We start from the raw sequence: 26,655 nt of genomic DNA, 5'->3' as shown, positions 1-26,655 counted from the left end.
AGCATGCGGCAATGGTGGCAACAAGGCAGTCCCTGGGTTTGGTTGAGCGCTTCGGCTTTGTTACTGTGCCTGGGGCTTTTTATGGCCCTGCTTTTGCTTATTACCAGCAAAGGCCTGCAGCATTTGTGGCCAGCACCTTTGGTGCAGTTTCAACTGACGGAGCAGACTGAACCTGAACTTGGGCGCTTGATGCGTCGCCAGGATGCAACTGACGGGATGGACAGGGCGCTTTGGTTGGTCGATAGGGGCGATAGTCTCCAGGCAAGGGATAGCAGCCCGGCGGGGCGTTATCTGCTAATCACGGCGACTGAGTTGCTGCCTGAGCGGCCAGCAGAAGCGGTACTGGTGCAGATGTACGATGGCCGGACTCTGTATGCCTGGCGGCAGCCCCAGCGCACTGCAGATGCATTCTGGCTGCAAACCGGCACTGGGGAGCAAGTTGCCCTGCCGTGGGAGCAGGTGCGGGCTCATTGGTTGCCGAATCAACTATCCTGGTGGCAAAAGCTCCAGCTGTACCTGCAGGAGTGGCGGCACTTTTTAACAGCTTCACCTAACCAGAATCCAGGGACAGGTGGCATCTTCCCAGCCATTTTCGGCACCCTGGTCATGGTGTTGCTAATGGCCGTGCTGGTAACACCTTTTGGCATACTTGCGGCCATTTATTTGCATGAGTATGCAGGTAAAAACTGGCTTACCCAATGGATTCGGACCAGTGTTTATAACCTGGCCGGTATCCCTTCGGTGGTGATGGGGGTCTTTGGTCTGGCGTTTTTTGTCTATGTGCTGGGAGGTAGCCTGGACCGCTTGTTTTATCCCGACCAGTTACCTGCCCCAACCTTTGGTACACCTGGGCTGTTTTGGGCTGCTTTAACACTGGCGTTGTTAACTTTGCCGGTGGTCATTGTCGCTACTGAAGAGGGGCTGGCTAAGTTGCCGCAGGCTCAGCGTCTTGGCAGTTTTGCGCTTGGGGCTACTCAGGCTGAAACCATCTGGAAAGTTGTGGTGCCGCAGGCGGCGCCAGCCATGCTGACCGGGCTGATCCTGGCCGTGGCAAGAGCGGCCGGGGAAGTGGCTCCGTTGATGTTGGTCGGGGTGGTGAAATCGGCGCCCCAATTGCCGATTGACGGTCAGTTTCCTTACATTCACCTGGAACGAAAATTCATGCACCTTGGCTATCATCTGTACGATGCCGGTTTTCAAAACCCGGATACCGAGGTTGCCATCTCCTTGGTATTTACCATAGGGTTGGTATTGTTGACATTGATTTTATTGCTGAATCTGAGTGCTTTTTTACTGCGGCAACAACTGCGCAGAAAGTACCGTTTGATTGATTAGGGGAACCATGCAGAGCAAACTAGTGGTTGATAACTTTTCCTTGTGGTTTTCACAGCAGCAGGTGTTGGATAGGATTGCGCTGCAGATCCCGGCCAACCGGGTGACAGCCCTGATTGGCCCATCTGGTTGCGGCAAGTCCAGTTTGCTGCGCGCGATGAACCGCATGAACGAGTTGATGCTGGAATGTCGCAGCGAAGGGGATGTGCAACTGGACGGGCAAAGCATTTACCGGGTGGATACTGATCTGGCCCGGCTACGTTGTCGGGTTGGGATGGTGTTTCAAAAACCCAACCCTTTTCCTAAATCGGTGTATGACAATGTTGCTTTTGGTCTTCGCCTGCAAGGAGAGCGCAGTCACCGGCGGTTGGATGAGCAGGTCGAGTCGGCTTTAAAGCAGGTGGGGCTTTGGAGTGAAGTGAAGCAGCGATTGCATCAAACGGCGTTAAGCTTATCCACCGGCCAACAGCAACGGCTGGTGATCGCCAGAGCGATCGCTTTGCAGCCGGAGGTTTTGTTGCTGGATGAACCTGCTTCGGCGCTGGACCCGATTTCCACTTTAAAAATCGAAGAACTGATTTACGAGCTCAAGGCCAGCTATACTGTGGTGATTGTTACGCACAACATGCAACAGGCGGCGCGCATTTCGGATTTCACGGCATTCTTAAATCAGGGCCGGCTGGTGGAGTGGGGGGAGACTCATACCATCTTTACCCAGCCTACGTCGCAGCATACTGAAGATTACATCACCGGCCGTTTCGGCTAAGGAGCACCCGTTGGATACTTTGCATTTATCCCGTCATATCTCCAGTCAGTTCAATGAAGAAATTGAGCAAATCCGCAACCATGTGATGGCGATGGGAGGCCTGGTGGAGCAACAGCTGCATCAGGCGTTGCAGGCGATCGCCAATGCCGATAGCGACAAAGCACAACGGGTGATTGATAACGATCGTCAGGTCAATGACTGGGAGCTGAAAATTGACCACGAATGCACCCGTATCATTGCCAAGCGCCAGCCGGCTGCCAGTGATCTGCGATTGGTGATGACGATTTTAAAAACCATTGCCGATCTGGAGCGGATTGGCGATGAAACCCGCCGCATCGCCAAGGTAGCGCTGGAGTCTTTTAACACCGAGCAGCAGGATCTGTTGGTGAACCTGGACAACCTGGGTCGCCATGTCTGGCAAATGTTGCACGATGTGCTGGATGCGTTTGCGCGGATGGATATCGAAGCTGCGCTTAGCGTCTACAAAGAAGACAAGCGGGTAGACCGTGAATACGAGGCCATTACCCGCCAGTTGATGACCTATATGATTGAAGATCCGCGCTCTATCCCCAAAGTGATGAATGTACTCTGGTCTGCCCGCTCACTGGAACGTATCGGTGATCGGTGCAAAAACCTGTCGGAATACATCATTTATCTGGTGAAGGGGAAAGTGGTGCGGCACAGCAATGAATCTGAATTGGAACGCAATGCCCGCAGTTAAACCACGCTCCGATGAAATATTTCATTTTTATTGCACAAATATCGGGGCTATAATGCCGCCTTAATTGCACCAATGCATAAAATATGACCAGTAGTGAGCGGCCAAGGCTGATTACACTGGGCTATTCAGGGCAAAAACGCATGAGTTATACACTGTTTGATTTTCTCCAGCTGATCGGTTCACTGGGGATTTTTATTTTTGGTATGAAGATTTTCAGCGAAGGTTTGCAAAAAATTGCAGGCAACCGGCTGAAAGGCATCTTAAGCGGCATGACCCGCAATCGTTTCACCGGTGTTCTGACTGGTTTTGGCACCACCGCCATCACCCAATCCTCCACCACCACCACCGTGATGGCTGTGAGTTTTGTCAATGCCGGCCTGCTCACCTTTGTGCAATCGACCGGTGTCATTATGGGGGCCAATATCGGTACTACCATTACTGCCTGGATGGTGGCGCTGTTTGGCTTTAAGTTTCAGATCACCCCGATCGCGGTTGCCGTCATCGGGGTGTTTTTTGCCTTTTTGTTCTCCAGCAACAGCCGGCTTCGCAATATTGCCGAGGCGATGGTTGGCTTTGGTATCCTCTTTATCGGTCTTAACTTTATTAAAGACGCGGTGCCGGATATCAACAACAACCCGGCGATGTTTGCTTTTTTAGATGCTTTTACCGATTACGGTTATCTGTCGTTGCTGTTGTTTGTGGTGGTCGGGGCCATCCTGACCCTGCTCACTCAATCGTCCTCGGCAGCCACAGCCATTACCCTGGTGATGTTGTTTGAAGGCTGGATCTCCTTTCCGATTGCAGCGGCAATGATTTTGGGTGAGAACATCGGTACTACGGTTACGGCAAATATTGCCGCTTTGGTCGGCAACGTGCATGCCAAACGAGCGGCGCGCTTCCATTTCTTTTTTAATATTGTCGGGGTGATTTGGATGATGGCAATCATCTTCCCGATGCTCAGTCTGATGGATACAGCGGTGCAATATTTTACCGGCAATGCTGTGTCGGTGATGGACAGCAGCCAGGAGGCCCGTGCCAATGCTACCCTGGCGCTCTCCTTGTTTCATACCACCTTTAACGTGCTTAACGTGGTGCTGCTGTTTGCTTTTGTGCCCTATTTAATCCGCTTTGTCGAATACATTCAGCCAGACCGTGGTGGTGAAGACGAAGAATTTCACCTGCGTTATATCAGTGCCGGTGTGATGACCTCACCGGGCTTGTCGGTCGCCCAGGCGCAAAAAGAAATTCAGCAATTTGCCGGTGTGATTGAAAAAATGCACGAATCGGTCAATGAGTTGCTGTTTGAGCCTGGCAGCAACCGTGAAAAGCTGATGGAAAAAATCCAGAAATACGAGGATGCCACCGATCAGTTGGAAGTGGAAATTTCCGATTATCTGGTACGGGTTAGTGAGCATACCAACCTGGAACACTGGATGACCGAGCGCATTCGCTTTATGCAAACCATGATCAACGATATGGAGCGGATTGCGGATATTTATTATCAGGTCTCTAAATTGTCGGAACGGATGGTGGAAACCAACTCCACCTGGCCGGAAGATGCCAGCAAGGAAATGGCTGTGATGATGACGGCACTGCAGCATGCTATTTCAGCTATGAAAGATAATGTGGCGAAAGAGCCGGCTAGTGTGAGCCTGAAAGATGCGATTGCGCTGGAAGATAAGATTGACAGGCTACGTGATGAATACCGTAATAATCATTACACCCGGCTGGAAAGTGGTGATTATGCGCCGCGTGCAGGTGTAATCTTTATCGATATGTTGAATCGTTTGGAGCGGATCGGTGATCACGTGCTCAATGTCAACGAATCGGCATCGGGTCGCCGGTTAAAAGCGATGCGGATTGATGGCCAGGCCCAGGCACGCAAGGCGTAATTCAGGTCGTTAGTTACAAAAACAAAAACGCCGCTCAATGAGCGGCGTTTTTTATTGCAGAAAGACGGCTACTTTACTCGTAACGAACTTCCAGCTTCATACCACTGACCGCACGGAATGCATGCAGGCCAATGTGCCAGCTGCCTTCGGTCGGATTGCTGAAGGTGCAGATTTCATTGTTGCCATTCACACCTGGTTTGCAGTCGAATTGTGTTGCTGTTGGTACAGCGCCATAACGCACATGCAGATCGGCATCACCACGGCCACCGGAAATTTCTACCACCAGGCTGCTGGCTCCGGCGGGTACATCCACACTGTAGTAATCCCAGGTCCGGCGGTCGATGCTGATGTCGTTCACAACATAGCCACCGGCATCCGGTACATCCGGTTCATCCGGGGCTGTGAAGCTACCCACCAGGCTGACACCACTAAAGGCGGTATAGCCATTGATCATCACATGCCAGGTGCCTTCTTGCGGTGTGGCAAAATCACAACGTTCTTCGTTGCCAAAGCGGAATGGCCGGCAATCGTAGTCGCTTAGGGTTGGCTCTGATCCGAATTTGACATACAAATCGGCATCACCAGTACCGCCTGACATCACAAAGGATAAGTCGCTGGCATCGGCAGGCAGTTGCATGGTAAAGGACAGTTGTTCACCGCTGGCACCGGCAAGACCGGTCACTGGAACACCATTTTCCAGCTCGGTACCTGGCTCCGGATCTGGATCCACCGGATCATCCGGCTCGTCAGCACCTTCACAGCCATGGGTGGCCAGATAGTCAACAGCGTCTTTGGCCTGTACCAGACCCCAGCCGTAGGAGTTGTCACGGCCTGGGGCTCCTAAATCCTCAGCAGAGGCAGCCAGCGCCGCGCGGATTTCGGCATTGCTGCATTGTGGGAAGTGACTCCACACCAGTGCCGCAACCCCGGCGACATGAGGCGATGCCATCGAGGTGCCACTCATCAGGCCATAATTGCTGGCACCAGAGATCAGGTTGGCATCATCACCCAATTGACCAAGTAGCGTGGTGCCTTCTTCCTGCGATAAGCTCACAGCAGGAATGGTCGTGGTTGGATTATCACCCAGAGTTCCGCTGAAGTTGCCCGGCTCATTGTTGTAGATAATGGCGGCTACACCACCACCATCCTGGCAAGACTCTACTTTTTGTGCAAAAGAGACTTCGCCACGTGCAATCAGACAAACCTTGCCAACCATATCATCGCAGGTGGTTAAGCCCAGACCGCAACTGGCGATCTCAGCCGTGATGCTGCCAGAACCTGCGTTGTCGATAGGGTTTGGATTAAAAGCAACACCATTGACCGACAGCATGGATTCCATGCCGGTCCCTTCCGGATAGGTAGAGCGTACATCCACACCAGGGCCTGCCAGTTCAACCTGCGCATTGCGCTGTGAAAAACTGGCCAGGGTTTTGGTGTCATCGACGGCTGCTACGGAAATGACCGAGTCGTACGAAGCCGGGTAAGACAAAGAGGTATTACCGGCATTGCCTGCAGCAGCAACCAATAAAACGCCATTATCATAAATACTTTGCAGTGCATTACGCTCAGCGACACTGGATCCTGCACCCCCTAAGCTCATATTAACCACAGTGGAGCCATTATCGGCACAAACATTGATAGCGTTGACCAGAGATGATGAGTAGCCCCAGCCACCGGCGTTAAAGACTTTAACGATATGCAGTTTAACTTCGCCATTGGGAAGCACACCCACAATACCAACATCGTTGTTCAGTGCTGCAATAGTACCTGCAACATGGGTGCCGTGTGGGCCTCCGGCTTCAAACCAGTTACCGGTGCCCGGATCATTGGTGCCGGTGATATTGCTGCTGAGGAAATCTTCATGGGGGAGATCCAGGCCAGAGTCGATAACACAGACGGTCTGATTGCTGGCAAATTGATCGGAGACCTGATCGGCCTGCACCATGGTGTAACCATATGGGATCTGTTGTGCCATCGGATAACGCACCAAATCTGGCTCGATCAACTCAATGGATGGATCCGCTTGCAAGCGTTTCAAAACAGCAGGTGGCAGTTCAGCGGCAATTGCCCGCTGTGGGCCAAGAATCAGTTTGGTTTTTCCTCCAAGCCGTTCGAGCGCGTTGGCGGAGACTTGCAAGGCGGCTTGCTGATGGCTTTGACCTGGGCGCAGGGCGACATTTTGTTGGGACAAATGCTCAGACTTGTAGTGAATGATGAAACGATCACTGCTTGGCTCATTGTCAACGGCCTGCACCGCAAGCGGTGCTGCCAGCGCGGCGGACACCGCCAGCGCAAGCAAGCTGCTTTTAGGGTTGACAAAAGTAGTTGTTGATTTAGGCATAAGTTCACCCTCCTGAGGTGATTATTATCATTGTGTTTGTAGCACCTTCAATGAGAAGCAGACGGCAGGACAGACTCAAAGTGAAGCGACATCCAAGGGAACATAAGGGTTAGGCTGAATCAGCACATTAACCTTTAATAGTGTTACCTAATTAACTTATAACAATGCGTGCTTGTGTTCAATTATTAATTCACAGCTGTAATGGTTTGTTTCATTAAAGGGGAATTTTAGCTGCGTTGTTAGGGTGAGTGATAACCTAAAAGGCTTACTCTAGTTCCTTTATAAGGTATAATTGTTGCTGGGGTGCGGGGGTTAAATGCCGTGCGTTCAGTGAGCATCCTGATATAATCAGGCTGAAAACCAGAGGGGAGTAACATGAAGCGGTTACCCAGCATCAAGCAAATGCAGTATCTGTTAGCATTGCATGAACATCAGCATTTTGGGCGGGCAGCAGAAGCCTGCTTTATTGGTCAGTCAACCTTGAGTGCTGCCATTGCCAATATGGAAGAAACCCTCAATGCGCAACTGCTGGAGCGGGATCACAAAACCTTTATTTTTACCCCCCTGGGTGAAGATATTGTGCGCCAGGCCCGAGGTATCATTGAACAATGTGAAGAGCTTAGTTTGTTTGCACAAAGCCAGGGCAAGCCGATGTCTGGCCCATTCCGGCTTGGCTGTATTCCGACCATTGCTCCTTTTGTGCTCAGCGATATTATGGCTGAGTGCCGCCAGCAATTTCCCGAGTTGCAGTTATTATTGCGGGAAGATACCAGCGATAATTCCTTGCATGCACTGGCCGAAGGCCGTCTGGATATGGTGCTGTTGGCATTGCCCTACGAAACCGGAGCTTTTCATACCGAAGTACTGGCGCAGGATCCTTTTCAACTGGTGTTGCACCGCGATTGGCAAGCGGCAGGTTTCGAACAGGACATCAGCCAATGGCCGGATGAAAGTATTTTTCTCCTCGAGCGGGAGCACTGTTTGACTGGCCATGCCGTCAAAGCCTGCGAACTGGAAGATAACCGCAAAGTGAACCCGTTTTTTGCCACCAGTCTGCATACGTTAACTCAGATGGTAAATAACAAATTAGGGGTGACCTTTATGCCGCAGCTGGCGATCAATGCCGGCTTACTGCAAGGAACTGAACTGGTATGTCAGCGCCCGGCAGCAGGACTGGCCAGCCGTGATATCGGCGTAGCCTGGCGGGCAACCTCCAGCAAGCTGCATAGTTACCGCTTACTGGCCGAATTAATTCGGCAGGTATTGCAGAAGAAAGTTACGGTTCGTTAGTGCGGGCTGGCTTCAGTGCCAGCTCGGGTAAGATAAAGTCCGGGTATTGCAGGTACAGTAGCTCCAGTTGACCGTTGAGGTACAGCTGTTGATACTGCTGATCCCACCAGCGTTTAAGCTCCAGTCCCCTGGTATTGTCGGCAAAGCCCATAAAAATTGGTTCCCCCTTCAAAAAACGCAGCTCCAGCCCGGCTAAATCCTCTGCACTGAGCTTGTTTTTTAACTCCGTTTTTTCTACCAGAAAAGCATCCACCCGCCGATTTTTTACCATGCTGACGCCAGTTTGAATGCTGTTTACTTCATAACTGACAGTGTCGATATTGAGCACCAGATTGTAATTGTAGCCACGCTGAGTAGCCAGTTGCAGCTGACTTAACTGGCTGCTTTCATCCAGTTGCAACTGTCCTGCAAGATACAGCATGGCTATCTGATCCACATCAAAAGGCCAATCAGACAACAGGACTTGCCTGCTATCGTTACGGCCAACTCCAATCACCATATCCGCTTGTTGCTGCTCTACCATAGCAACCGCCCTGCTGTAACTGGTGTAGTGAAATGCCAGCTCAGTGTGATGGGGAAAAATAAGCACCAACAAATGCTGGTAAGCCCCCCGACCATCAGGCTCGGTGAAACCAGCCCAAAGATCAGTGGCGATCAGGATCTTTGCTTGCTGCAAGCCTGGCTCTGGAGCAGCCAGTTCCCCGGCACGAAGATGGCTAAGGCAACTTAGCAGTAGCAACAGATGCAAGATCAGGCGGAATTGAGTCATCATCGGTGCCTCCCTACCCAAGTGTAGACCTTTTCAAGCGATACCGGGGCGGATTTTTCTTGTTCAAAGCACAGGCTGTTATTAGACTAGCCGCCTTAGTTTTCATAGAGGGCCTGGAGGTTCTATGCAGGTATCTGATTTTCATTTTGAACTGCCGGATGAGCTGATTGCCCGTTATCCGCAGGCCGAGCGCTCTGCCAGCCGTTTGCTGTGTATGGATCGGCAGAACGGCACCTTAACACATCGGGTGTTTCGCGATATCGCTGAACAGTTGAAGCCTGGTGATCTGTTGGTCTTTAACAACACCAAGGTGATTCCGGCCCGGCTGTTTGGTCAAAAAGCCTCTGGCGGCAAGGTCGAAGTTTTGGTTGAGCGAATTTTGGATGAGCAACGTTTTCTGGCGCATGTCCGGGCCAGTAAATCGCCCAAACCAGGCACTGAACTGATTTTGGAAAACGATGCCAAAGTGACCATGGTACAGCGCCAGGGCGAGTTGTTTGAGCTGGAACTACACGGCACTGACAAGGTGCTTACCATGCTAGAGCGGCTGGGCCATATGCCGCTGCCACCCTATATTGATCGGCCTGACAGCGAGGAAGACAAAGCACGCTATCAAACCGTTTATCACCAGAAACCCGGGGCTGTGGCCGCACCAACCGCCGGTTTGCACTTTGACCAGCCTCTACTGGATACACTGGCAGCCAAAGGCGTTGAGTTTGCTTTTATTACCTTGCATGTTGGGGCCGGTACCTTTCAGCCGGTACGGGTAGAGGATGTCAGCAAGCATCAGATGCATGCAGAGTACATTGAGGTTGAGCAAAGTGTGATTGATGCGGTGCAGGCCTGCAAAGCACGTGGTAATAAAGTGATCGCGGTAGGGACTACCTCGGTGCGGGCGCTGGAGAGTACGGCGCAGCATGCTTTAAGCCAGCAGCAGCCATTGGCACCCTTTCAGGGGGATACCCAGATCTTTATTTACCCTGGTTATCAATTTCAGCTGGTGGATGCCCTGATCACCAACTTCCACTTGCCTGAGTCGACCTTGATTATGCTGGTATCGGCCTTTAGCACACGAGACTATGTGATGCATGCATACCGGACGGCAGTGCAGCAGCAATACCGTTTTTATTCCTATGGCGATGCCATGTTTATTAGCTAAAACGCGGCCAAGGCAGGATGCCTTGCATCGCATTTTGCTGCCGGACAGGGTATGATAGCGCCGGCAAAGCCGGACTGTTTTTCCGGTGTACGAGGTAAGCTGTGAAATTTGAATTGTTAGCGACTGACGGCAAGGCCCGTCGAGGTCAGATGATGTTTGAGCGGGGCGTGGTCGATACGCCTGCTTTTATGCCGGTGGGCACCTATGGCACCGTTAAGGGCATGACACCGGAAGAACTGGAACAAACCGGGGCGCAAATTTGTCTTGGTAACACCTTCCACCTAATGCTTCGCCCTGGTACCGATATTATCAAGCTGCATGGCGACTTGCATGATTTTATGCACTGGCACAAACCCATACTGACGGATTCAGGCGGTTTTCAGGTATTTAGCCTGGGAGAATTGCGCAAAATTACTGAAGAAGGGGTGCTGTTTCGCTCACCTCTGAATGGCGAGAAAATCATGCTGACACCGGAGCGCTCGATGGAAGTGCAACAGGCTCTGGGCTCTGATATTGTGATGATTTTCGACGAATGCACGCCGTATCCAGCCACTGAGCAGCAAGCCAAAAAATCGATGGAATTGTCGTTGCGCTGGGCAGCCCGCAGTAAAGCAGCCCATGGTGAGAACCCCTCGGCCTTGTTTGGTATCATTCAGGGTGGTATGTACCCCGGGCTGCGGGATGTCTCTTTGCAAGGTCTGGAAGACATCGGTTTTGATGGCTACGCCATTGGTGGTTTATCGGTGGGTGAGCCCAAAGAAGACATGATCAACATTTTAAACCACACCACCGATCAAATGCCGGCGCACAAGCCGCGTTACTTGATGGGCGTGGGTAAGCCGGAAGATATTGTTGAAGCGGTGCGCCGTGGCATCGATATGTTCGATTGCGTGATGCCAACCCGCAATGCCCGCAATGGTCATTTGTTTGTTAGTGATGGTGTGGTAAAAATTCGCAATGCCAAGCACAAGGCCGATACGGCGCCTTTGGATAAAAATTGTGATTGCTACACTTGTAAAAATTATTCCAGAGCCTATCTACATCATCTGGATCGTTGCAATGAAATTCAGGGCGCTCGTCTGAACACCATCCATAATCTGCATTTTTACCAGAAGTTAATGCAGGGATTGCGTGAAGCCATTGCCACTGGTACTTTGAACCAATTTGTTGCTGACTTCTATGCCGCCCGAGGTATGGATGTACCAGCGCTTGATTGATTACGTTTATTTAAGGGGATAGTTATGAGTCTGTTTATTGCAAATGCACATGCGACAGGTGGCAGTGCACAAGGTGGCGGTGGTATGGAACTGGTCATCATGTTATTGGCCTTTGGTTTGATTTTTTATTTTCTGATCTACCGGCCACAAGCCAAACGGGTGAAAGAACATAAGAATCTGATGGGTGCATTGGGGAAAGGGGACGAGGTGCTGACTCAGGGCGGCCTGGTTGGCCGTATCAGCAAAATCTCCGAAGAAAAAGACTTTATCGTGCTGGCACTGAATGACAGCACCGAAGTCACGGTACAAAAAGCGTCTGTGTCGGCAGTATTGCCAAAGGGCACCCTGAAATCGCTGTAATCTGAACTGCAATCGATGCAAAAGGACAGTTGAGTGTTAAATCATAACCCAGTATGGCGTTATCTGTTGGTCGTCTTGGTGCTGTTGGTCGGCACCTTGTATGCCCTGCCGAACTTATACCCGGAAGATCCCGCCATTCAAGTGAGCGCCACCCGTGGTGGCGAGGTGCAGCAAGGCAGTTTGGTGTTGTTGCAACAGCGTTTTGAAGAAGAAAATATTGCACTGAAAGATATCGCGTTGCAGGATGGCCAGCTACTGGCTCGCTTCTTCAATACGGAAGATCAATTGCGTGCCCGTGAGCTGGTCAGTCGCAGTCTTGGCAATAGCTACGTTACTGCACTGAATATGGCACCTACCACGCCAGCCTGGCTTAGAGCCATTGGCGCCAGCCCGATGAATCTGGGTCTGGATTTACGCGGCGGTGTGCATTTTTTAATGGCCATCGACATGCAGGCGGCCATTGACAAACAGCTGAACGATTTAGCGCAGATTTTCCGTACCGATATGCGTGAAGCCCGTATTCGCTTTGGCAATGTTCAGGCCGATACCGATACCGGCACTGTGCTGGTGCAGCTGCGTAATGCTGAGGATTTAGCGGCTGCCCGTCGTCTGATTAGCCAGGACCGCGATTTGGAAGTGAGCGCTGGCCCTGTGGAATTCAGTCTGCAAGTGCGGATGAGTGACAGTAAAATTGCTGAAATCCGTGATTATGCACTGCAACAGAACATCACCATCATCCGCAATCGGGTGAATGAAATTGGGGTAGCCGAGCCGCTGGTACAGCGGCAGGGCGAGCGCATCATCGTGCAATTGCCTGGTGTGCAGGATACCGCTCGTGCGAAAGAGATCTTGGGGGCTACTGCCACGCTGGAATTCCGGCTGGTGGATGAGAATGTTGACCTGAATGATGCATTGGCCGGGCGCATTCCTCCAAGTGCAGAGCTGTACTATGATCGGGATGGTCGTCCGGTTGTGTTGCAACGCCGGATCATGCTCACCGGTGATCGTATTACCGGCGCTAACTCCAGCTTTGATGAGTACGGCCGGCCGCAGGTCAATATTTCACTGGATGCCCAAGGCGGCAATATGTTCTCCCAGGCCACCCGTGATGCGATAGGTCGCGGCATGGCGACCGTCTTTATTGAATACAAGCCAACTGAAGAAATTGGCCCGGATGGCAACCCTGTACTGGAAAAAGTAGAGGAAGTGATCAACGTGGCTACCATTCAGGCGCGACTGGGCCGCAGCTTCCGCATCACCGGTATTGCTAATCCGGGTGAAGCGCACAATCTGGCTTTGCTGTTGCGGGCTGGTGCTTTGCTGGCACCAACACAAATCATTGAAGAGCGTACCATAGGTCCAAGCCTGGGCCTGGAAAATATTGAACTGGGCCAAACCGCCATTATGTTGGGTCTGGCAGCCGTGCTGGTATTTATGGTGCTGTATTACAAAGCCTTCGGCCTGGTTGCCAATGCTGCTTTGGTCGCCAACCTGGTGTTGATCGTTGGTGTGATGTCGATGATCCCGGGGGCAACGCTAACTCTGCCGGGCATGGCAGGTATTGTGCTTACCGTAGGTATGGCGGTCGATGCCAATGTGTTGATTTTTGAGCGGATACGCGAAGAATTGCGCGATGGCCGCAGTGTGCAGCAGGCCATTCATCATGGCTACGACAGAGCGCTTTCTACCATCGCCGATGCCAACGTCACTACCTTGATTGCTGCTTTGATTCTGTTCGGGGTAGGTACCGGCCCAATCAAAGGCTTTGCCGTGACGCTGATGATCGGTATCGTCACCTCGATGTTTACCGCCATTGTCGGTACACGTTTGCTGGTCAACATGATCTGGGGCGGACGTCGCCTGCAGAAGTTGCCAATTTAAGGGGGCCATGATGATCGCAATTAACTTTAACAACACCATCAACTTTATGAAGTTGAAAATGCCGGCCCTGATTTTATCCGGTATTTTGATCATTGCTTCACTTGGCATTATGGCCACCAAGGGCATGAACTGGGGGCTGGACTTCACCGGTGGTACCGTGATCGAAGTAGGTTACGAGCGAGATGCAGACTTGTCTGCAGTGCGCTCTGTGCTGGCTGAAGCCGGTTACCCGGACGCAGTGGTACAGTACTTTGGTTCCAGCCGTGAAGTCTTGATCCGCATTGGTCCACGCGATGATATCGAGCAGGTAACGTTGGGCGAGCAGGTTCTGAGCTTACTGGCCGACAACGAAAGCGGTAGCGTAGATATGCGCCGAATTGAGTTTGTCGGTCCAAGTGTGGGTGCTGAGCTAAAAGAGCAGGGTGGCCTTGCTACCCTGGCAGCCCTGATTTGCATTCTGATCTATGTCGCTTTTCGCTTTGAGTGGCGCTTTGCGTTAGGTGCCGTGGTTGCTTTGGCACACGATGTGATTATTACCCTTGGCCTTTTTGCGTTATTCGGCCTGGAGTTTGACTTGACCGTGCTGGCCGCAGTACTCGCCGTGATTGGCTACTCGCTGAACGATACCATTGTAGTCTGTGATCGGATCCGTGAAGGCTTTCGCCGTATCCGCGACAGCGAGCCGGTCGAGGTGGTGAACGAATCCCTGACCGGAACCATGAGTCGTACCATCATTACCTCTTTAACGACTATTCTGGTTTTGCTGGTACTGTTTTTCAAAGGCGGTGCCTTGATCCATGGTTTTGCTACCGCCTTGTTATTCGGCGTGATTATCGGAACTTATTCGTCGGTTTATATTGCCAGCTCCATGTCGTTGTTGCTGGGCATTAGCCGTGAAGATCTGATGCCACCACCGGTAGAAAAAGAAGGCGAAAATACCGAGCCCTTGCTATAAAAGGCCGAACCTTCCACAATGCCAGTCTTCTGACTGGCATTTTTTATGGAGCTTGTTATGCAGCACTCCCCAGCTTTTCTCGCATTGGTCAACGCCGCCAAAGCCGTTATCAAGGAAATGGACATTGCGAGCCTGCAACAGCGCACTACCCCCTATGTGTTGATAGACACCCGGGAAGATCACGAATGGCAGCAAGGGCATTTGCCTGGGGCCATGCATCTTGGCAAAGGCATTATCGAACGGGATATTGAGCAAACCGTGCAAGATAAGCAGCAGGTGATTATTTTGTATTGCGGTGGCGGTTACCGCTCGGCATTAGCAGCGCAGGCGCTGCAACAGATGGGGTACCAGCAGGTATTTAGCCTGGCCGGTGGTTACCGTGCCTGGAAAGAACAAGGGTTGCCTGTTGAGCTACCGTAAAAAAATGCAGCCGTAAAACAGTGGCCAATAAAAAACCCGGCCAGGCCGGGTTTGGTAGTAAACCTTGCTTAGCGCATCAAATCTTCGGTCAGGTGTGGCCGCATGGTTTTTAGCATACCCTGCAGCACTTTCGGGCTGGCAGCGACTACATTACCACTTTTCAGTTGGTTGTTGCCGCCGGCAAAATCAGTCACCATGCCACCTGCTTCGCGCACAATCAGCTCACCGGCGGCGATGTCCCATGGTTTTAAACCAATTTCCCAGAAACCGTCTAAACGGCCTGCGGCGACATAGGCCAAATCCAAAGCGGCCGAGCCAGCGCGGCGCATATCAGCGACCAGCGGAAACAGGCTGTTAAACACACTGCTGTATACCGGCAGCAATTGCTTTTGCTTGAACGGGAAGCCAGTGCCAAGCAGTGCACCAGTCAGTTCTGGCCGGTTGCCAACCCGAATACGGCGGCCATTGAGCTGGGCGCCACGGCCACGGGAAGCCGTAAAGAGCTCGTCACGCAGCGGATCGTAGATCACGGCCTGTTCAAGCTTACCCTGAACTTTTAACGCAATGGAAATCGCTACATGCGGGATGCCGCGGATAAAATTGGAAGTGCCATCGAGTGGGTCGATGATCCATTGGTGATCGCTGTCTGCCGGTCCCTGCACGCCCAGCTCTTCACCAACCACACTGTGGCCTGGGAAGGATTTGCGCAAGGTTTGCACAATCAGTTGCTCGGCTTCACGGTCGATGTTGGTGACAAAGTCGTTGCTGGATTTCTCCGTCGATTTGACAATATCCAGTTGCTCACAAGAGCGGGCGATAAGTGTTCCAGCACTGCGGGCAGCACGGATGGCGATGTTCAACATCGGATGCATAGCGATTACCTTATTGGAAAAAGAGCGGTTAAAACTTACACAAAAGTGCGGCCGCTATTGTAGCGACTTGGCTGGTAAAGTAAAGGGGTTTTCGGCGCGGTTGTAGCTCGTAGCAGGTAATGCTCAACGCTAATGGCTTTAAAAAAGCCAGGCTGGCTAAACTAGCCAGCCTGGCAGGCAGTTATTTCGACAAGATCACTTGCTTTTGTGTTACTGGATCAAGTTGTTTTAGTGCAGCCTGACCAAGGGTTAAGAATGTACCATTGTCCAGCGGCAGTGCGTTGAAATACTCAGAGCTGTGTCCAACAATTTGACATTGGCCGGTGACGAAATCGTAGCTGGCGATTTGGCTGGCCAGAATCAATAGCCGATTGGCTGTCGCGTCGAAATTGATCTTGGATATGCCTGATGTATCAATATCAAGCACATTCTGCCCGATGCTATTTTCACAGCTATCCAGTAGTAACACCGTTTCCAGAGTTTCCAGATCCAGCCGATAAATGCTGCTTTGACTCTGGCTTGCAAGGTACAGCTGATTGGCGCCTGCATCCAAGGCAATAGCATTGAGGCCGGTAATGATGCCTGCTGGTCCTGCGCTGCCATCAAACTGCAGTAAACTTCGATCACCGCTGATAGCATCAATTTGCAAAATAGCGTTTTCTAATGGGGCTTGGGCCATGTACAGTGTTTGCGTTACTGTATCGAAATCTCCACCATTCAATGGGGCAATAGGGCTCCCTGCGCCTGTTTCAGCATCACTGATGACCGTTTTACTGTTATCGCTCAAGGAGACAGACCAAATGGCATCGCTTAGGCCAACTAATAGCGTATCATTAGTGGCATTGTAGAAAAGCCCGCTGGGGTAGGTATTGAACTCCCGATCGATTTCAATCAGTTGTGTTCTGTTGCCAGTACTCAGGTCTATTGCAAATAGCGACTCGGCTGCATTTTGGCCATCGTCCAGAACGTAGAGAGTATCGGCAGTGTTGGCAAGAGTCATAAACTGTGGTGATAGCAAACCTCTGCCAGAGCCAATGCCAGAACTTAACAGCGATGAACGTTCTCCACTACTGGTATCAACCTTCAGTACTACTTCAAAGCTGGAATCCGCAACCAGCAAAGTTGCGCTGTCCTGCAGAACCACGTCGGAAATCTGGGAGGTGGGAAACTGCGAAGATGGGCTTTCTTCCGAAATGATGGTTACTTCACGCTCCAAAAGTGTGAGTTTGGAAATATTAGTAAACCCAGCGATGAAGAGCTCATTATCCGTTGCGCCAGCCGCTAGTTTGAATGGTGAGTTCGACAGGGAAAAAATTTGATTGCGATCACCGGTTACGGGTTCAACTTCAATCAAGAGACCATTGATGGATAACCCCATTAGGCTATTATTATGCCAAATGATTTCACTAAGCGGCAGGAAAAGAAGATCATCAACCTGACTTCTAGACAGCAAATAAATGGTCTCAGCTTGCATGTCTACTCGATACAGTTTGTCGGTAAAGAAATCTGTATTGGGCTCGCTGAGACCCAGTGAGATATAAGCAATTTGGTTGTTGAAATTGATCTGAGTACGCACATGGGTGATCATTGTGCCCTCAGTTAGTTGCGGCTGATAGCTAACAATAGGGCCGATTTCACCATTGTTAAGATCCAGCTCAATCAGAAACAGAGTATCATTCATAAAGCGGCTGTAGAATAACCGTGAACCATCGGGTGCCAACACAAATTGAGAGACTTCTCCTACCGTTCTAATCACCTCGACACTAAGATCCGCTGCATCAATTGCAACTACATCACGGTTGTCCATCATACCAATATAACGTTGATTGACAGCATCGTAAGCAATGTAGCGCGGAGCTTGTTGAGTATTGGTTCGCACTTTAGCTGCTTCATCATCCTGATTACCGGATAAATCACTGACAGAGACTACCAGCTCCACATCCGTGTAAGCTTCTATTTGAATCTCTGCCGTCCAGTCGTAGGTTTCTGCACCATCAACATCATCACTTTGAGTACTAACGCTTTTGCTGCTTACACGCTGAGCCAGCACTGCTGGATTTTGGATGGATGCAGGAATACCGTTTACATTAAGTTGGCTAATACCATTCCGGCTGGTGGCAGTACCACGAACAGTAATAACTCCTGCAGATGTTTTGGACTGACTCCAGGGAAAAATGACGGTCGCCTCAGGTGGGGTGTCATTTCCAACTGGAGGAGACTGGCTACGAGTCGTGGTAACAAAGTTAGCGCTCACACCGCCAATAACCAAAGTAGTGCTTTGGCTGGTTGCAAACTGACCAGATGCCTGATGCCGTACCCGGATTTGTGCAGCGTTATTCACTGTTGCTGAATTGGAGGTAAAGTCAGCATTGTTAATTGAGTATTCACCATTTTGAATACTGATAGTTGTGGCGGTATTGATACCAGAGACAGTAATACTGTTTGAGGTGATCATTGTACCCGGCTCTACATCTGATTGGGCAGTAAAGCTGAATGGATCTGGCTGTGTTTTTACCTGAGGTGGTGAGGTCGACCCAGAATCAGAGCCGCCGCAAGCAACTAAAATTACGGTAGATAGCATCAGCAAGCATGCCCGACCAATGCGCAAAAAACTTCCCATAAGACTTCCCTTTATCAGTGTAATTATGCATGGCTAATTTATTACCAAGTGAACAATAAAGCAACAATTTTCACCTGGTTGGATTTTTGTTTTTTTATTGTAGGTTTGGTGTTTTTGGGGTTGGTAAGATGGTGCTAAGGAGCTGTATCGTTTACAGCGACCACCCTTGCCTGTGAGTTATAGCGTCAGAGGGAGAAATAGCTATTGCTTCGACGCCATGGGCAACCAGACGCATCAGTACAACAACGGCAGCCTGGTGCGTCAAATCAACTACAACGCCATCGGTAAGGCGAGTTACATTCGAAGTGAGGGCGCCGAGGCCGCCAGTGGTCGCAGCGCCGGCGAAACCCGCTTTACCTACGATGGCAGTCGCAATCAGGTACGGCGCCACAGCACCGAGCAGGGCACCACCAGCACCATCATTCAGCAAGGTGGGGTGGAGCTGATTATCGAAGGCGGTGCACGGCGTTATCGCAGAAACCTGGGCAATGCCATTGTTGAGCGCAGCGGTGACAGCATCACCACCCGATACGTCTACACCGACCATCTAGGCAGTGTCGATGTCATCACCAATGCCATCGGGCAGTTGATTGAAAAGCTGAGTTTTGATGCATTCGGGAAAAGAAGGGCAGTGTTTACCAGCTCAGGGCAATCCATCGCACTGAACCTGTCCACCCTACTGGCAATAACCCACCAGGGCTTTACCGGCCATCAGCAGGTGGACCATGCCGGTATTGTGCAGATGGGCGGGCGGATTTATGATGCACACATCGGCCGGTTCTTACAGGCTGACCCGTTCGTGCAGTCGCCATCCAACAGCCAGAACTTTAACCGCTACAGTTATGTGCTGAATAATCCGCTTAGTTATACCGATCCTAGTGGGTATTTTCACAACCCGCTCAAAAAAGTTGGCCGAGGGCTAATTCGTGGTGCCGTGAAGGTCTTTGGTGCCGATGTAGTGAACTTTGTGGGCTCTGCAGTATCGATGTTCTATGGCGGTGCTTGGGGCGCAGCGGCCTGGAACTATGAGTTTAATCGCGCCATGGGCGCATCCAGCTCGGCAGCGTTTAAAAGCGCAGCCATTGCCGGAGCCAGTGCCTGGGCATTTTCCGCGATAGGGAGTTATTACGAATTAAATGCTTCTGGCAGCATCAACTTTGGGGGCAATATGCTAACAGCAGGGCAAGTGGCCGGGCAAATCACCGCCCATGCGATGGTGGGTGGTGTGGCGGCCAGCCTGCAAGGCGGTAAGTTTGGGCATGGGTTCTTTAGCGCTGGGGTAACCAAAGGATTGGGCGGAGCTTTCCTGCCTGGTGGCTCGGAGTTATCCGCAAGCGAAGTGATGTACGGCACTGTGGTATCCGCTATGATAGGAGGCACAGCTTCTGTGGTTGCTGGTGGCAAGTTTGCCAATGGGGCTCAAACGGCTGCTATGCAGTATTTGATGAATCAGGCGGCACGAGCTGGATCTAGGAAGAGGAGTAGGGTTTGGAACCCGGTTAAACAAGAGTTTCAAACCCTGGATGCTGGCATGGTACCTAGATATATGGATAATGATTTATTGCTAGATCCTCACACTCTTGACGTTGTCGGGTGGCACGTTGACTTTGCATTTTTAGAGGCTGTTTATGGTGAAAATGCAGTGCTTTTGTCATGTCAGGCTATGATTGATACATGTAGAACAATGACAACACCTGTAACCAACTTAAATAAACCCAGAGTAAAAGTGCCCTCCGGAGGTAATGTTCCTAAACACGCAATTATTCAGGGCGCTGGTTGGAGAATTATGGCTCCTATCCCAAGCGCGGTTATGTCTGTAGGGATTGAAGGCATGACGCAAGCCTGGTGTTCAAATAATAATGCTATTGTATCTGCATGCGGAGGGTGATTTATGTCTGTAATAGTACCATATGTTGCAGTCGCACTTCTTTTTCATTCGGCATCGTTTGATATAGTTGATGCTGGTGGTTATAAAGATGTGACTCTTAGTGTCAAAAATGGGAAACCTGATCTGTTTGATGGAGTTCCTGCTGTGATTTACTATTTATCTTTGCCGGTCAAGTATGACTCTGATGTTTTAATGGCATATGAGAGAAGCGGAGGTGGGTATGAATATGTGTCGGAATTTTCTAATGCCGTTTGTCAATATGGCCATAGAGATAATATACTTTTCTTTATGAGTAAGATTGGCTATAAAGATAAATTTGAATTTGGTGGCTTGAGTAAAAATTGTGTTGATTTTATAATTGATAGGGGCGATGTTGAGCTTTTTATTGAATATGTGAATAATCAGATTATACATCATGGCTGCTCTTATGACCCAAAAATGTTATTGGATGAAGTTAATTCTAGAATTTATTTGATTGAGAGGTTTCTTGAATGATATCTAGGGTGTTCCTTGCTTTTACCTTTTTTTATTCGGTGGCCTGTGTTTCTATGGGATTTGATAAAATTCATGAAGCTGTATCTTCTGGGGAGGTTGAGAAATTTGGAATGCTTATTGATTCTGATGAGATGAAAAGTGGTCGTGGGAAGTATGTGGTCCTGCATAATTATCTTTTAGCTCATTATAATGAAGAGATGTATAACGTCTTCTACCCTGTGTTCTTTAATAACGAAGAGGCAGGGTTTATGAGTGTTTCATTCAATTACTGCTTCTCTAGCTCGCCTGTTGATTACGATGTTTATGTGAAATTGTGGGGGGTTATTGCAGAGAATTACAATGACTCCCTATCTGTTAAAGATGATGTTTTTTATTGTATTAATAAACTGTCTGATGAGGGGCGCTATCTCGATCTTTACTATTCAAGAGTGTTTTTTGAAAATTTTTCTTGGTATTCGGATTATCTTCTACATGAAAAGAATGCTCTAGAGTCAAAAATAATAAAGCTACGTGATATGAAAAAAGGTATCGAGTCTATCATATCAGCGCGCAGCAATTGTCCCGTCCAGGTGTCCAAGTAGAGTAGCCTGGAGTTTTTGGCAGCTGTTCTGTTGAAAAAAACCAGCAGTCCAGCTGTAGTTTAGGTGTCCCGTTCATACCGTTCGCATACGGATGACCGGTTTAAGCGGCCAGTTTTTGCTTTGTTTTTAAGCAAATTCTGGTTGCCAGCAGTAAAAAGTAGGCAGTTTTAGCCAGCTTTTTACTGCTTTGCTCTTTTACAACCTCGTTTTCTGTTTTTCAGGCAGGGGAAGGCGGCATTCAGTATGAACGCTGCTTTTTCCCTGCCGGAAGATGGTGGCTGCTAATCCAGCATATAATAGCCACATAACACCCCATGCTTTAAAAGGAGCATGCAGGACCCGGACAGTGGCAATTGGCAGCAATCAAGGGGTCAGAGTTGTTGAATCTTCAAAATAATCTATGCTCATAATTCGTTTTGACTATTTTACGATAGGTGTAGGCTATGGCACGCCGTCCAAGATTAAATCTTCCTGATATACCGCAGCATGTGGTGCAGCGTGGTAATAATCGACAGGTTTGCTTTTTTATGGAGCAGGATTATACGGTTTACCTGGATAAACTGAAAGAATACAGTCGCCAGTACAAGGTGGCGGTGCATGCCTATGTATTAATGACGAACCATGTGCATCTACCGATGACGCCTGAAACAGCCAGCGGTATTAGCAAGTTGATGCAGTCGTTAGGCCGTTACTATGTTCGTTATGTAAATTCGACTCACGGACGAAGTGGCACTTTGTGGGAGGGTCGCTACAAATCGTCATTGGTGGATAGTGAACATTATTTTTTGCTGGTCAGTCGGTATATTGAACTTAATCCCGTGCGTGCTGGGATGACGGAGCATCCGGCAGCATACCCATGGTCGAGCTATCAGCATAATGCCTTGAGTCGGACCATTGAGCTATTAACAGCGCACCCAGCCTATCTGTCCTTAGGTCAGGATGGTGAGACAAGAAAGACGGCTTATCAGTCATTATTCAAGCACCATATTCCAGAGTATTCACTCAAGGAGATCAGGGATGCTTTGCAAAAATCCTGGGTATTAGGTGAAGGGCGCTTCAAGCAGCAGATCGAGCAGCAACTGGGCCAACGCATAACAATAAGTACTCATGGTGGTGATAGGAAGTCCGAAACCTTTAAAAAGACAAAACTTGAAGTTTCAACAACTCTGACCCCTTGATTGCCCTTGATTGGTTAGCCATTCATATCCTTGTTAACTTGCGAAAATATATCCAGTGCGTTTCGGTCAGAGGTTGTTCCTGTCGAGAGTTGCTGGAAACCTTTAGCGACCTCTTGCTTCAGGATTTCCAACTGCTGTTGTTTGGACATATCCTTTTCAAACAACAGGCGCAGGCCATCTCTGATTACCTCGCTAGCGGAGGTATACAGACCTGAAGCCACTTTTTCATTGATCCGTTTTTCAAATTCGGGGCCAAGGGTAATATTCATAATGATACCTTAATTCATTTAATACGCATATTATGCATGTATTATGCGCATATTAGAAGTGCTCTGCGTTAATTATAGTTGCTGGGTGGCAGTAGTGAATTGCTATGTGCCGTGGCCTGTAAGTTAGCGGTATAAACTCAGCTGGTGTTGCAGCAGTCGCAGGATCTCCTCATTGCGTTTGAGCAGCCGCAGTTGGCTAAATAACTCTGCTGCCTCTGGATACTGTAGCTTTAAGTAGCTGAACCATTGTTTGATGCGGTTACTGTAGTATTTGCCTTTATCGCCGATCACTTCAAATTCTGAGTACCGCATTAGTAACTGCAGCACCTCTGGCCAGGGCATGGCGGCTTGGCCACTGCGGATGCATTGTGCCAGATTGGGTAGCGCCAGAGCGCCTCGGCCCAGCATAATATCCTGCGTAGCGGCCTCCTGTTGGCATTGCCTGGCCTGGTCGGGTGTCCAGATTTCGCCATTGGCAATGACCGGTATGGCGATGCGTTGTCGGATACGGCCTATCCAGGGCCAGTAAGCCGGTGGTTTGTAGCCATCGCTTTTGGTGCGGGCATGCACGGTCAGCACCGAAGCACCAGCGGCTTCGATGGCGCTGGCATTGTCCAGTGTCAGGGCTGTGTCGTCGTAACCCAGCCGGATTTTGGCACTGACCGGGTACTCAGCGGGAACAGCCTGGCGTACCGCCTTGACGATCTGGTACAGCTGCTCGGTTTCTTTTAACAGCACGGCACCACCGCGGCTTTTATTCACCGCTTTGGCCGGGCAGCCAAAATTCAAATCAATACCGGGTGAACCCAGCTGTACTGCCCTGGCAGCATTCTCGGCCAGCCAGTGTGGCTCTTGCCCCAGAAGTTGCACCCGCACCGGTACACCGGCTGGTGTTTTGCCGCCCTGCGCCAGTTCGGGGCAAAGCCGGTGGAATACCCGCGCCGGCAAGCGCTGATCAACCACCCGAACAAATTCGTTGATGCACAGATCAAAGCCGCCAATCTGGGTTAGCATATCGCGCATCAGATGATCAACAACGCCTTCCATCGGCGCCAACACAATCTGCATCACAGGCTCAGTTTGGGAAGTGGGCGGCAGATTATAGTGAAAGCTCTGGCAGGAATACAGTAAAATGCCACTACTGTGTGCATGAAAGGATAAAGGACAGGCATGAAATCAGGAAGCCAGGCTTTACTGGGGATGGGGTTGTTGCTGTTGATGAGCGCCTGTGAGCCTATACAGTCGCTGACGGAGGCAGAGCAGGTTGAGCGGACCATTCGCCAGGAGGTTCGCCGTGATTTGCGTGGGCTGAATGCTTTAACGGATGCTGCTGATGCAACCGTGTTCGATGGTTTCGCCTGGCGACGAGGTGAGCGCTTGCAAATCCGTCAGCGGCAAGAAGGGGAGCTGGTGCTGCTGGAACAGGCTGAGGCACCAGAGATTATTGCTACAGCTGTGGCCCAGAATATCCCCAGTTTTAGTGTGGTACGTTATCAGCAAGGCTGGTTGGTGGTATTCACAACCTATGTGAGTCCGCAGTGCCAGGTGGTCTATGCCTATGCCTACCGCGGAGCTTTGCCAGATACGCCACAGTGCTCCAATGACATTTTTGGTGAACAGGCCAATGGCCAGTGCCAAAGCCCGATTAATGAGCAATGGCAGGTTTTTAAAGAATGGTTTTTTGCCGAGTCTTTGCTGGAAGAAGGCAACCCGGCCTGCGTGCAATCGGCTATCAGGTTTGCCGAAAGCAACGGCTAACTGCGGTACAGTGTTTTAATTAAGTGAAAGCCAAACTGAGTTTTGACAGGGCCGTGCACTTCCAGCACGGCTTTTTTAAATACCACCTCATCGAAAGCTCGTACCATCTGGCCCGGGCGGAACTCGCCCAAATCCCCGCCCTTTTTGCCGGAAGGGCAGAGTGAGTGCTTCTTGGCAAGCAGGCCAAAATCGGCGCCTTTCGCCAGTTGTTGCTTCAGCTTTTCTGCTTCCGCTTTGGTTTTGACCAAAATATGCAGGGCACAGGCTTTAGCCATGGTGTCTTTCCTCAACCGATTTGCGTTGTCGGCGACAGCGCTCAGAACAGTATTTTACTTCATCCCAGCACTGTTGCCATTTTTTACGCCAGGCAAAAGTACGCTGACAGACGGGGCAGATTTTTTCAGGCAAATGCAGCTTTTGATGGGCCATGCTGCTTAGCCTGTGTAGATGGTCGTTAGCTCATTTTGCCGCAGCACTTCGGCTAGTTCAGGAAGTTGGAACAGCTCCAGCTGCAATACATCAAGTATTGGTGGTGCAAACTGCTCCCACTCCGGGTCCAGGTTTATATCAAGCAATACCCGGCTCTCGCCACTCATATGCTCGGCCAGCTTCAAGATGGCAAACAGCCGTTGCTCCAACTCGTTGTCCGATTCTAAAATCAAGGCCGGGCTATGGTGATAAGCGATGACATTGCACAGCTCAGCGGGCAGCCCCCAGGATTGAGCAATCAAATAGCCCAAAATTTCATGGCAGGTGTGAAAGCGGTGTTCTTCGGCCTCGCTGTAGCTCTGGCCGGCTAGTACGCCCACTTTAACTAAGTCGGCGTAGTTTGGAGCCTGGGCCGTAATCAGGGCAATACCGGCATTACGAAATAAACCCAGCGTGTAGCAATCGTCGCACAACTCCTGTGGCCATTGCAGGTGCCGGGCCAGGCTGGCAGCACTGTTGGCAACCAGCAGGGCGTTGCTCCAGAGTTTTTGCGAGAAAGGATCTTTCTGCTGGCCCTGCTCCAGGGTGAAACGGAGTAAAACACTGCGTATCAATTTAACAACCCGGTTTAACCCAAGGAACTTACAAGCGTGCTCTATGGAAGTAATTTTGCTGCGTAAGCCAAAATAAGCCGAATTGACCACCTTCAGGGTAAAACCAGCTAAGCCAATATCCATATTAATCAGAGTAGCCAGCCGCTGAATATTTGGCTCTGGTTGTTGGATCAGTTGCTGAATATGCAACAATACATCGGGTTGAGGGGGTATGGTAAAGCCTTGCAGCGCCTGTTCGACGGCGTTCATATCCAATGGCTGAACCATCCTGAATTCTCCAACCTTAAAAGGGAATGCTGCCAGTATTAAAGCAAAGTCCGGAGGCTTTGCCAATATAGCTTGTTTAAGAATCGAGGTAGGGTCTGCCGCTAATAAGGCTGCGGGCTAGCTGCCACTCTGCATCCGGGTCATTTTGTTCATCACCACTGAAGTGCACTTCGAACTGCAAATACTCATCGTTGCTGTCCTGGCTGCTTACCAACTGCTCTGGTACCTGGCCAACCTGACGATAGGCATGAATGGCCACCTGAGCGGCCTGCTCCATCAAGCCAAGAAAGTGCCCCAACGGCAATTGCTGGAAAATGTCGGCTTCCAGATGAGCCCAGCCCAGTAAGTCGGCACTGATCTGGCCATCTTTATGGTCGGTGAATAGCATGGATACTGCGGCTGAGTCTGGATTTTCGCCACTCTGATAACTGGCCACATCCTGCTCATTAAATAGCATGACGTAGCCATAGGCCGGGCAGCCTTCGGCATCCATGTCGTCAAAGGATGGATCGTAAACCAGAAAAAAGCGCCGCTCAGACATCAATGCCCCTGTACAGAAACAAAACGCTATTGTACCGAAC

At 50.3% G+C, this 26,655-nt stretch carries 26 protein-coding genes; 16 read left to right on the top strand and 10 right to left on the bottom strand.

The window, feature by feature from the left end; genetic code table 11:
- The first annotated feature begins 3 nt into the window (after positions 1-3).
- The 4 genes from pstA (at position 4) to ABC502_RS03905 (ending at position 4,711) form a co-directional block, all read left to right on the top strand.
- A complete protein-coding gene (gene pstA, locus ABC502_RS03920) occupies positions 4-1,335 on the top strand; it encodes a phosphate ABC transporter permease PstA (protein ID WP_345914937.1) in 1,332 nt (443 codons plus the stop codon).
- A gap of 7 nt (positions 1,336-1,342) precedes the next feature.
- On the top strand, positions 1,343-2,098 hold the full coding sequence (gene pstB / locus ABC502_RS03915) for a phosphate ABC transporter ATP-binding protein PstB (protein WP_330086605.1): 756 nt from the start codon (positions 1,343-1,345) through the stop codon (positions 2,096-2,098).
- Between the two features lie 10 nt (positions 2,099-2,108).
- Positions 2,109-2,819: a phosphate signaling complex protein PhoU gene (phoU, locus tag ABC502_RS03910; protein WP_345914936.1), complete on the top strand. Its 711-nt coding sequence runs from the start codon at positions 2,109-2,111 to the stop codon at positions 2,817-2,819.
- Between the two features lie 140 nt (positions 2,820-2,959).
- Entirely contained in the window at positions 2,960-4,711 is a 1,752-nt protein-coding gene (locus ABC502_RS03905; RefSeq protein WP_330086607.1) for a Na/Pi cotransporter family protein, read from the top strand.
- 73 nt (positions 4,712-4,784) lie between these two features.
- Here the strand turns inward: ABC502_RS03905 and ABC502_RS03900 are convergent, their stop codons facing one another.
- Positions 4,785-7,052 carry a S8 family serine peptidase gene (locus tag ABC502_RS03900; protein WP_330086608.1) on the bottom strand — a complete coding sequence of 756 codons (2,268 nt, stop codon included), beginning with the start codon at positions 7,050-7,052 and terminating at the stop codon, positions 4,785-4,787.
- A gap of 375 nt (positions 7,053-7,427) precedes the next feature.
- Between ABC502_RS03900 and ABC502_RS03895 the strand changes: the two genes are divergently transcribed.
- The gene (locus ABC502_RS03895; RefSeq protein WP_345914935.1) at positions 7,428-8,342 is read left to right on the top strand and encodes a hydrogen peroxide-inducible genes activator; all 915 of its coding nucleotides are present in this window, start codon (positions 7,428-7,430) and stop codon (positions 8,340-8,342) included.
- On the opposite strand, the gene ABC502_RS03890 is transcribed toward ABC502_RS03895, so the two are convergent.
- Entirely contained in the window at positions 8,329-9,114 is a 786-nt protein-coding gene (locus tag ABC502_RS03890) for a transporter substrate-binding domain-containing protein (RefSeq protein WP_330086610.1), read from the bottom strand. The genes ABC502_RS03895 and ABC502_RS03890 overlap by 14 nt on opposite strands.
- A gap of 121 nt (positions 9,115-9,235) precedes the next feature.
- On the opposite strand from ABC502_RS03890, the gene queA reads away from it, so the two are divergent.
- The 6 genes from queA to ABC502_RS03860 all read left to right on the top strand — a co-directional run bounded on the left by queA (position 9,236) and on the right by ABC502_RS03860 (position 15,103).
- Complete coding sequence (gene queA / locus ABC502_RS03885) at positions 9,236-10,270, top strand: tRNA preQ1(34) S-adenosylmethionine ribosyltransferase-isomerase QueA (protein WP_345914934.1); 1,035 nt, start codon at positions 9,236-9,238, stop codon at positions 10,268-10,270.
- A gap of 101 nt (positions 10,271-10,371) precedes the next feature.
- The gene (tgt, locus tag ABC502_RS03880; RefSeq protein WP_345914933.1) at positions 10,372-11,487 is read left to right on the top strand and encodes a tRNA guanosine(34) transglycosylase Tgt; all 1,116 of its coding nucleotides are present in this window, start codon (positions 10,372-10,374) and stop codon (positions 11,485-11,487) included.
- Between the two features lie 24 nt (positions 11,488-11,511).
- Complete coding sequence (yajC, locus tag ABC502_RS03875; protein WP_091343433.1) at positions 11,512-11,847, top strand: preprotein translocase subunit YajC; 336 nt, start codon at positions 11,512-11,514, stop codon at positions 11,845-11,847.
- Between the two features lie 33 nt (positions 11,848-11,880).
- Complete coding sequence (gene secD, locus ABC502_RS03870; protein WP_330086613.1) at positions 11,881-13,728, top strand: protein translocase subunit SecD; 1,848 nt, start codon at positions 11,881-11,883, stop codon at positions 13,726-13,728.
- Positions 13,729-13,738: 10 nt separating this feature from the next.
- A complete protein-coding gene (gene secF / locus ABC502_RS03865; protein ID WP_330086832.1) occupies positions 13,739-14,683 on the top strand; it encodes a protein translocase subunit SecF in 945 nt (314 codons plus the stop codon).
- Positions 14,684-14,740: 57 nt separating this feature from the next.
- Positions 14,741-15,103 (top strand): rhodanese-like domain-containing protein, encoded by a 363-nt coding sequence (locus ABC502_RS03860; RefSeq protein WP_345914932.1) that lies wholly within the window; start codon positions 14,741-14,743, stop codon positions 15,101-15,103.
- Between the two features lie 68 nt (positions 15,104-15,171).
- Here the strand turns inward: ABC502_RS03860 and suhB are convergent, their stop codons facing one another.
- Together suhB and ABC502_RS03850 are read right to left on the bottom strand one after the other, a co-directional pair.
- Positions 15,172-15,975, bottom strand: a complete 804-nt coding sequence (suhB, locus tag ABC502_RS03855; protein ID WP_345914931.1) for an inositol-1-monophosphatase — start codon at positions 15,973-15,975, stop codon at positions 15,172-15,174.
- 181 nt (positions 15,976-16,156) lie between these two features.
- Positions 16,157-18,595: a hypothetical protein gene (locus ABC502_RS03850; protein ID WP_345914930.1), complete on the bottom strand. Its 2,439-nt coding sequence runs from the start codon at positions 18,593-18,595 to the stop codon at positions 16,157-16,159.
- A gap of 217 nt (positions 18,596-18,812) precedes the next feature.
- Here ABC502_RS03850 and ABC502_RS03845 point away from each other — a divergent pair, with 217 nt between their 5' ends.
- The 4 genes from ABC502_RS03845 to ABC502_RS03830 all read left to right on the top strand — a co-directional run bounded on the left by ABC502_RS03845 (position 18,813) and on the right by ABC502_RS03830 (position 22,737).
- Positions 18,813-20,483: an RHS repeat-associated core domain-containing protein gene (locus ABC502_RS03845; RefSeq protein ID WP_345914929.1), complete on the top strand. Its 1,671-nt coding sequence runs from the start codon at positions 18,813-18,815 to the stop codon at positions 20,481-20,483.
- A 3-nt stretch (positions 20,484-20,486) separates the two neighbouring features.
- On the top strand, positions 20,487-20,978 hold the full coding sequence (locus ABC502_RS03840; protein WP_345914928.1) for a hypothetical protein: 492 nt from the start codon (positions 20,487-20,489) through the stop codon (positions 20,976-20,978).
- Between the two features lie 53 nt (positions 20,979-21,031).
- On the top strand, positions 21,032-21,559 hold the full coding sequence (locus ABC502_RS03835) for a hypothetical protein (protein WP_345914927.1): 528 nt from the start codon (positions 21,032-21,034) through the stop codon (positions 21,557-21,559).
- 443 nt (positions 21,560-22,002) lie between these two features.
- Positions 22,003-22,737 carry a transposase gene (locus ABC502_RS03830; protein ID WP_345914926.1) on the top strand — a complete coding sequence of 245 codons (735 nt, stop codon included), beginning with the start codon at positions 22,003-22,005 and terminating at the stop codon, positions 22,735-22,737.
- Between the two features lie 14 nt (positions 22,738-22,751).
- Here the strand turns inward: ABC502_RS03830 and ABC502_RS03825 are convergent, their stop codons facing one another.
- Together ABC502_RS03825 and dusC are read right to left on the bottom strand one after the other, a co-directional pair.
- On the bottom strand, positions 22,752-23,006 hold the full coding sequence (locus ABC502_RS03825; RefSeq protein ID WP_345914925.1) for a type II toxin-antitoxin system ParD family antitoxin: 255 nt from the start codon (positions 23,004-23,006) through the stop codon (positions 22,752-22,754).
- Positions 23,007-23,129: 123 nt separating this feature from the next.
- Positions 23,130-24,074, bottom strand: a complete 945-nt coding sequence (gene dusC, locus ABC502_RS03820; RefSeq protein ID WP_345914924.1) for a tRNA dihydrouridine(16) synthase DusC — start codon at positions 24,072-24,074, stop codon at positions 23,130-23,132.
- A gap of 102 nt (positions 24,075-24,176) precedes the next feature.
- On the opposite strand from dusC, the gene ABC502_RS03815 reads away from it, so the two are divergent.
- The gene (locus ABC502_RS03815) at positions 24,177-24,764 is read left to right on the top strand and encodes a hypothetical protein (RefSeq protein ID WP_330086626.1); all 588 of its coding nucleotides are present in this window, start codon (positions 24,177-24,179) and stop codon (positions 24,762-24,764) included.
- Here ABC502_RS03815 and ppiC read toward each other — a convergent pair.
- From ppiC to ABC502_RS03795, 4 genes are all read right to left on the bottom strand, one after another.
- Positions 24,761-25,039 (bottom strand): peptidylprolyl isomerase PpiC, encoded by a 279-nt coding sequence (gene ppiC, locus ABC502_RS03810; RefSeq protein WP_330086627.1) that lies wholly within the window; start codon positions 25,037-25,039, stop codon positions 24,761-24,763. The genes ABC502_RS03815 and ppiC overlap by 4 nt on opposite strands.
- Positions 25,032-25,193 carry a DUF2256 domain-containing protein gene (locus tag ABC502_RS03805; RefSeq protein WP_330086628.1) on the bottom strand — a complete coding sequence of 54 codons (162 nt, stop codon included), beginning with the start codon at positions 25,191-25,193 and terminating at the stop codon, positions 25,032-25,034. The genes ppiC and ABC502_RS03805 overlap by 8 nt, the downstream gene beginning before the upstream one ends.
- A gap of 5 nt (positions 25,194-25,198) precedes the next feature.
- Positions 25,199-26,074: an HDOD domain-containing protein gene (locus ABC502_RS03800; RefSeq protein WP_330086629.1), complete on the bottom strand. Its 876-nt coding sequence runs from the start codon at positions 26,072-26,074 to the stop codon at positions 25,199-25,201.
- Positions 26,075-26,150: 76 nt separating this feature from the next.
- Positions 26,151-26,615, bottom strand: a complete 465-nt coding sequence (locus tag ABC502_RS03795) for a hypothetical protein (RefSeq protein ID WP_330086630.1) — start codon at positions 26,613-26,615, stop codon at positions 26,151-26,153.
- Positions 26,616-26,655: the final 40 nt, after the last annotated feature.

This window comes from Alkalimonas sp. NCh-2 (assembly GCF_039631345.1).
GTDB lineage: Bacteria > Pseudomonadota > Gammaproteobacteria > Enterobacterales > Alteromonadaceae > Alkalimonas > Alkalimonas mucilaginosa.
This window is presented reverse-complemented; position numbering and strand designations above follow the sequence as displayed.

Bases quoted from the DNA above. Each gene is read 5' to 3' on its own strand.
- secF (WP_330086832.1), top strand. From the start codon at position 13,739: ATGATCGCAATTAACTTTAACAACACCATCAACTTTATGAAGTTGAAA.
- ABC502_RS03800 (WP_330086629.1), bottom strand. From the start codon at position 26,074: ATGGTTCAGCCATTGGATATGAACGCCGTCGAACAGGCGCTGCAAGGC.
- ABC502_RS03795 (WP_330086630.1), bottom strand. From the start codon at position 26,615: ATGTCTGAGCGGCGCTTTTTTCTGGTTTACGATCCATCCTTTGACGAC.
- pstA (WP_345914937.1), top strand. From the start codon at position 4: ATGCGGCAATGGTGGCAACAAGGCAGTCCCTGGGTTTGGTTGAGCGCT.
- yajC (WP_091343433.1), top strand. From the start codon at position 11,512: ATGAGTCTGTTTATTGCAAATGCACATGCGACAGGTGGCAGTGCACAA.
- ABC502_RS03890 (WP_330086610.1), bottom strand. From the start codon at position 9,114: ATGATGACTCAATTCCGCCTGATCTTGCATCTGTTGCTACTGCTAAGT.
- ABC502_RS03850 (WP_345914930.1), bottom strand. From the start codon at position 18,595: ATGGGAAGTTTTTTGCGCATTGGTCGGGCATGCTTGCTGATGCTATCT.
- ABC502_RS03845 (WP_345914929.1), top strand. From the start codon at position 18,813: ATGGGCAACCAGACGCATCAGTACAACAACGGCAGCCTGGTGCGTCAA.
- ABC502_RS03900 (WP_330086608.1), bottom strand. From the start codon at position 7,052: ATGCCTAAATCAACAACTACTTTTGTCAACCCTAAAAGCAGCTTGCTT.
- ABC502_RS03835 (WP_345914927.1), top strand. From the start codon at position 21,032: ATGGGATTTGATAAAATTCATGAAGCTGTATCTTCTGGGGAGGTTGAG.
- suhB (WP_345914931.1), bottom strand. From the start codon at position 15,975: ATGCATCCGATGTTGAACATCGCCATCCGTGCTGCCCGCAGTGCTGGA.
- ABC502_RS03825 (WP_345914925.1), bottom strand. From the start codon at position 23,006: ATGAATATTACCCTTGGCCCCGAATTTGAAAAACGGATCAATGAAAAA.
- ABC502_RS03860 (WP_345914932.1), top strand. From the start codon at position 14,741: ATGCAGCACTCCCCAGCTTTTCTCGCATTGGTCAACGCCGCCAAAGCC.
- dusC (WP_345914924.1), bottom strand. From the start codon at position 24,074: ATGCAGATTGTGTTGGCGCCGATGGAAGGCGTTGTTGATCATCTGATG.
- ppiC (WP_330086627.1), bottom strand. From the start codon at position 25,039: ATGGCTAAAGCCTGTGCCCTGCATATTTTGGTCAAAACCAAAGCGGAA.
- ABC502_RS03830 (WP_345914926.1), top strand. From the start codon at position 22,003: ATGGCACGCCGTCCAAGATTAAATCTTCCTGATATACCGCAGCATGTG.
- ABC502_RS03905 (WP_330086607.1), top strand. From the start codon at position 2,960: ATGAGTTATACACTGTTTGATTTTCTCCAGCTGATCGGTTCACTGGGG.
- pstB (WP_330086605.1), top strand. From the start codon at position 1,343: ATGCAGAGCAAACTAGTGGTTGATAACTTTTCCTTGTGGTTTTCACAG.
- queA (WP_345914934.1), top strand. From the start codon at position 9,236: ATGCAGGTATCTGATTTTCATTTTGAACTGCCGGATGAGCTGATTGCC.
- ABC502_RS03815 (WP_330086626.1), top strand. From the start codon at position 24,177: ATGAAATCAGGAAGCCAGGCTTTACTGGGGATGGGGTTGTTGCTGTTG.
- ABC502_RS03895 (WP_345914935.1), top strand. From the start codon at position 7,428: ATGAAGCGGTTACCCAGCATCAAGCAAATGCAGTATCTGTTAGCATTG.
- ABC502_RS03840 (WP_345914928.1), top strand. From the start codon at position 20,487: ATGTCTGTAATAGTACCATATGTTGCAGTCGCACTTCTTTTTCATTCG.
- ABC502_RS03805 (WP_330086628.1), bottom strand. From the start codon at position 25,193: ATGGCCCATCAAAAGCTGCATTTGCCTGAAAAAATCTGCCCCGTCTGT.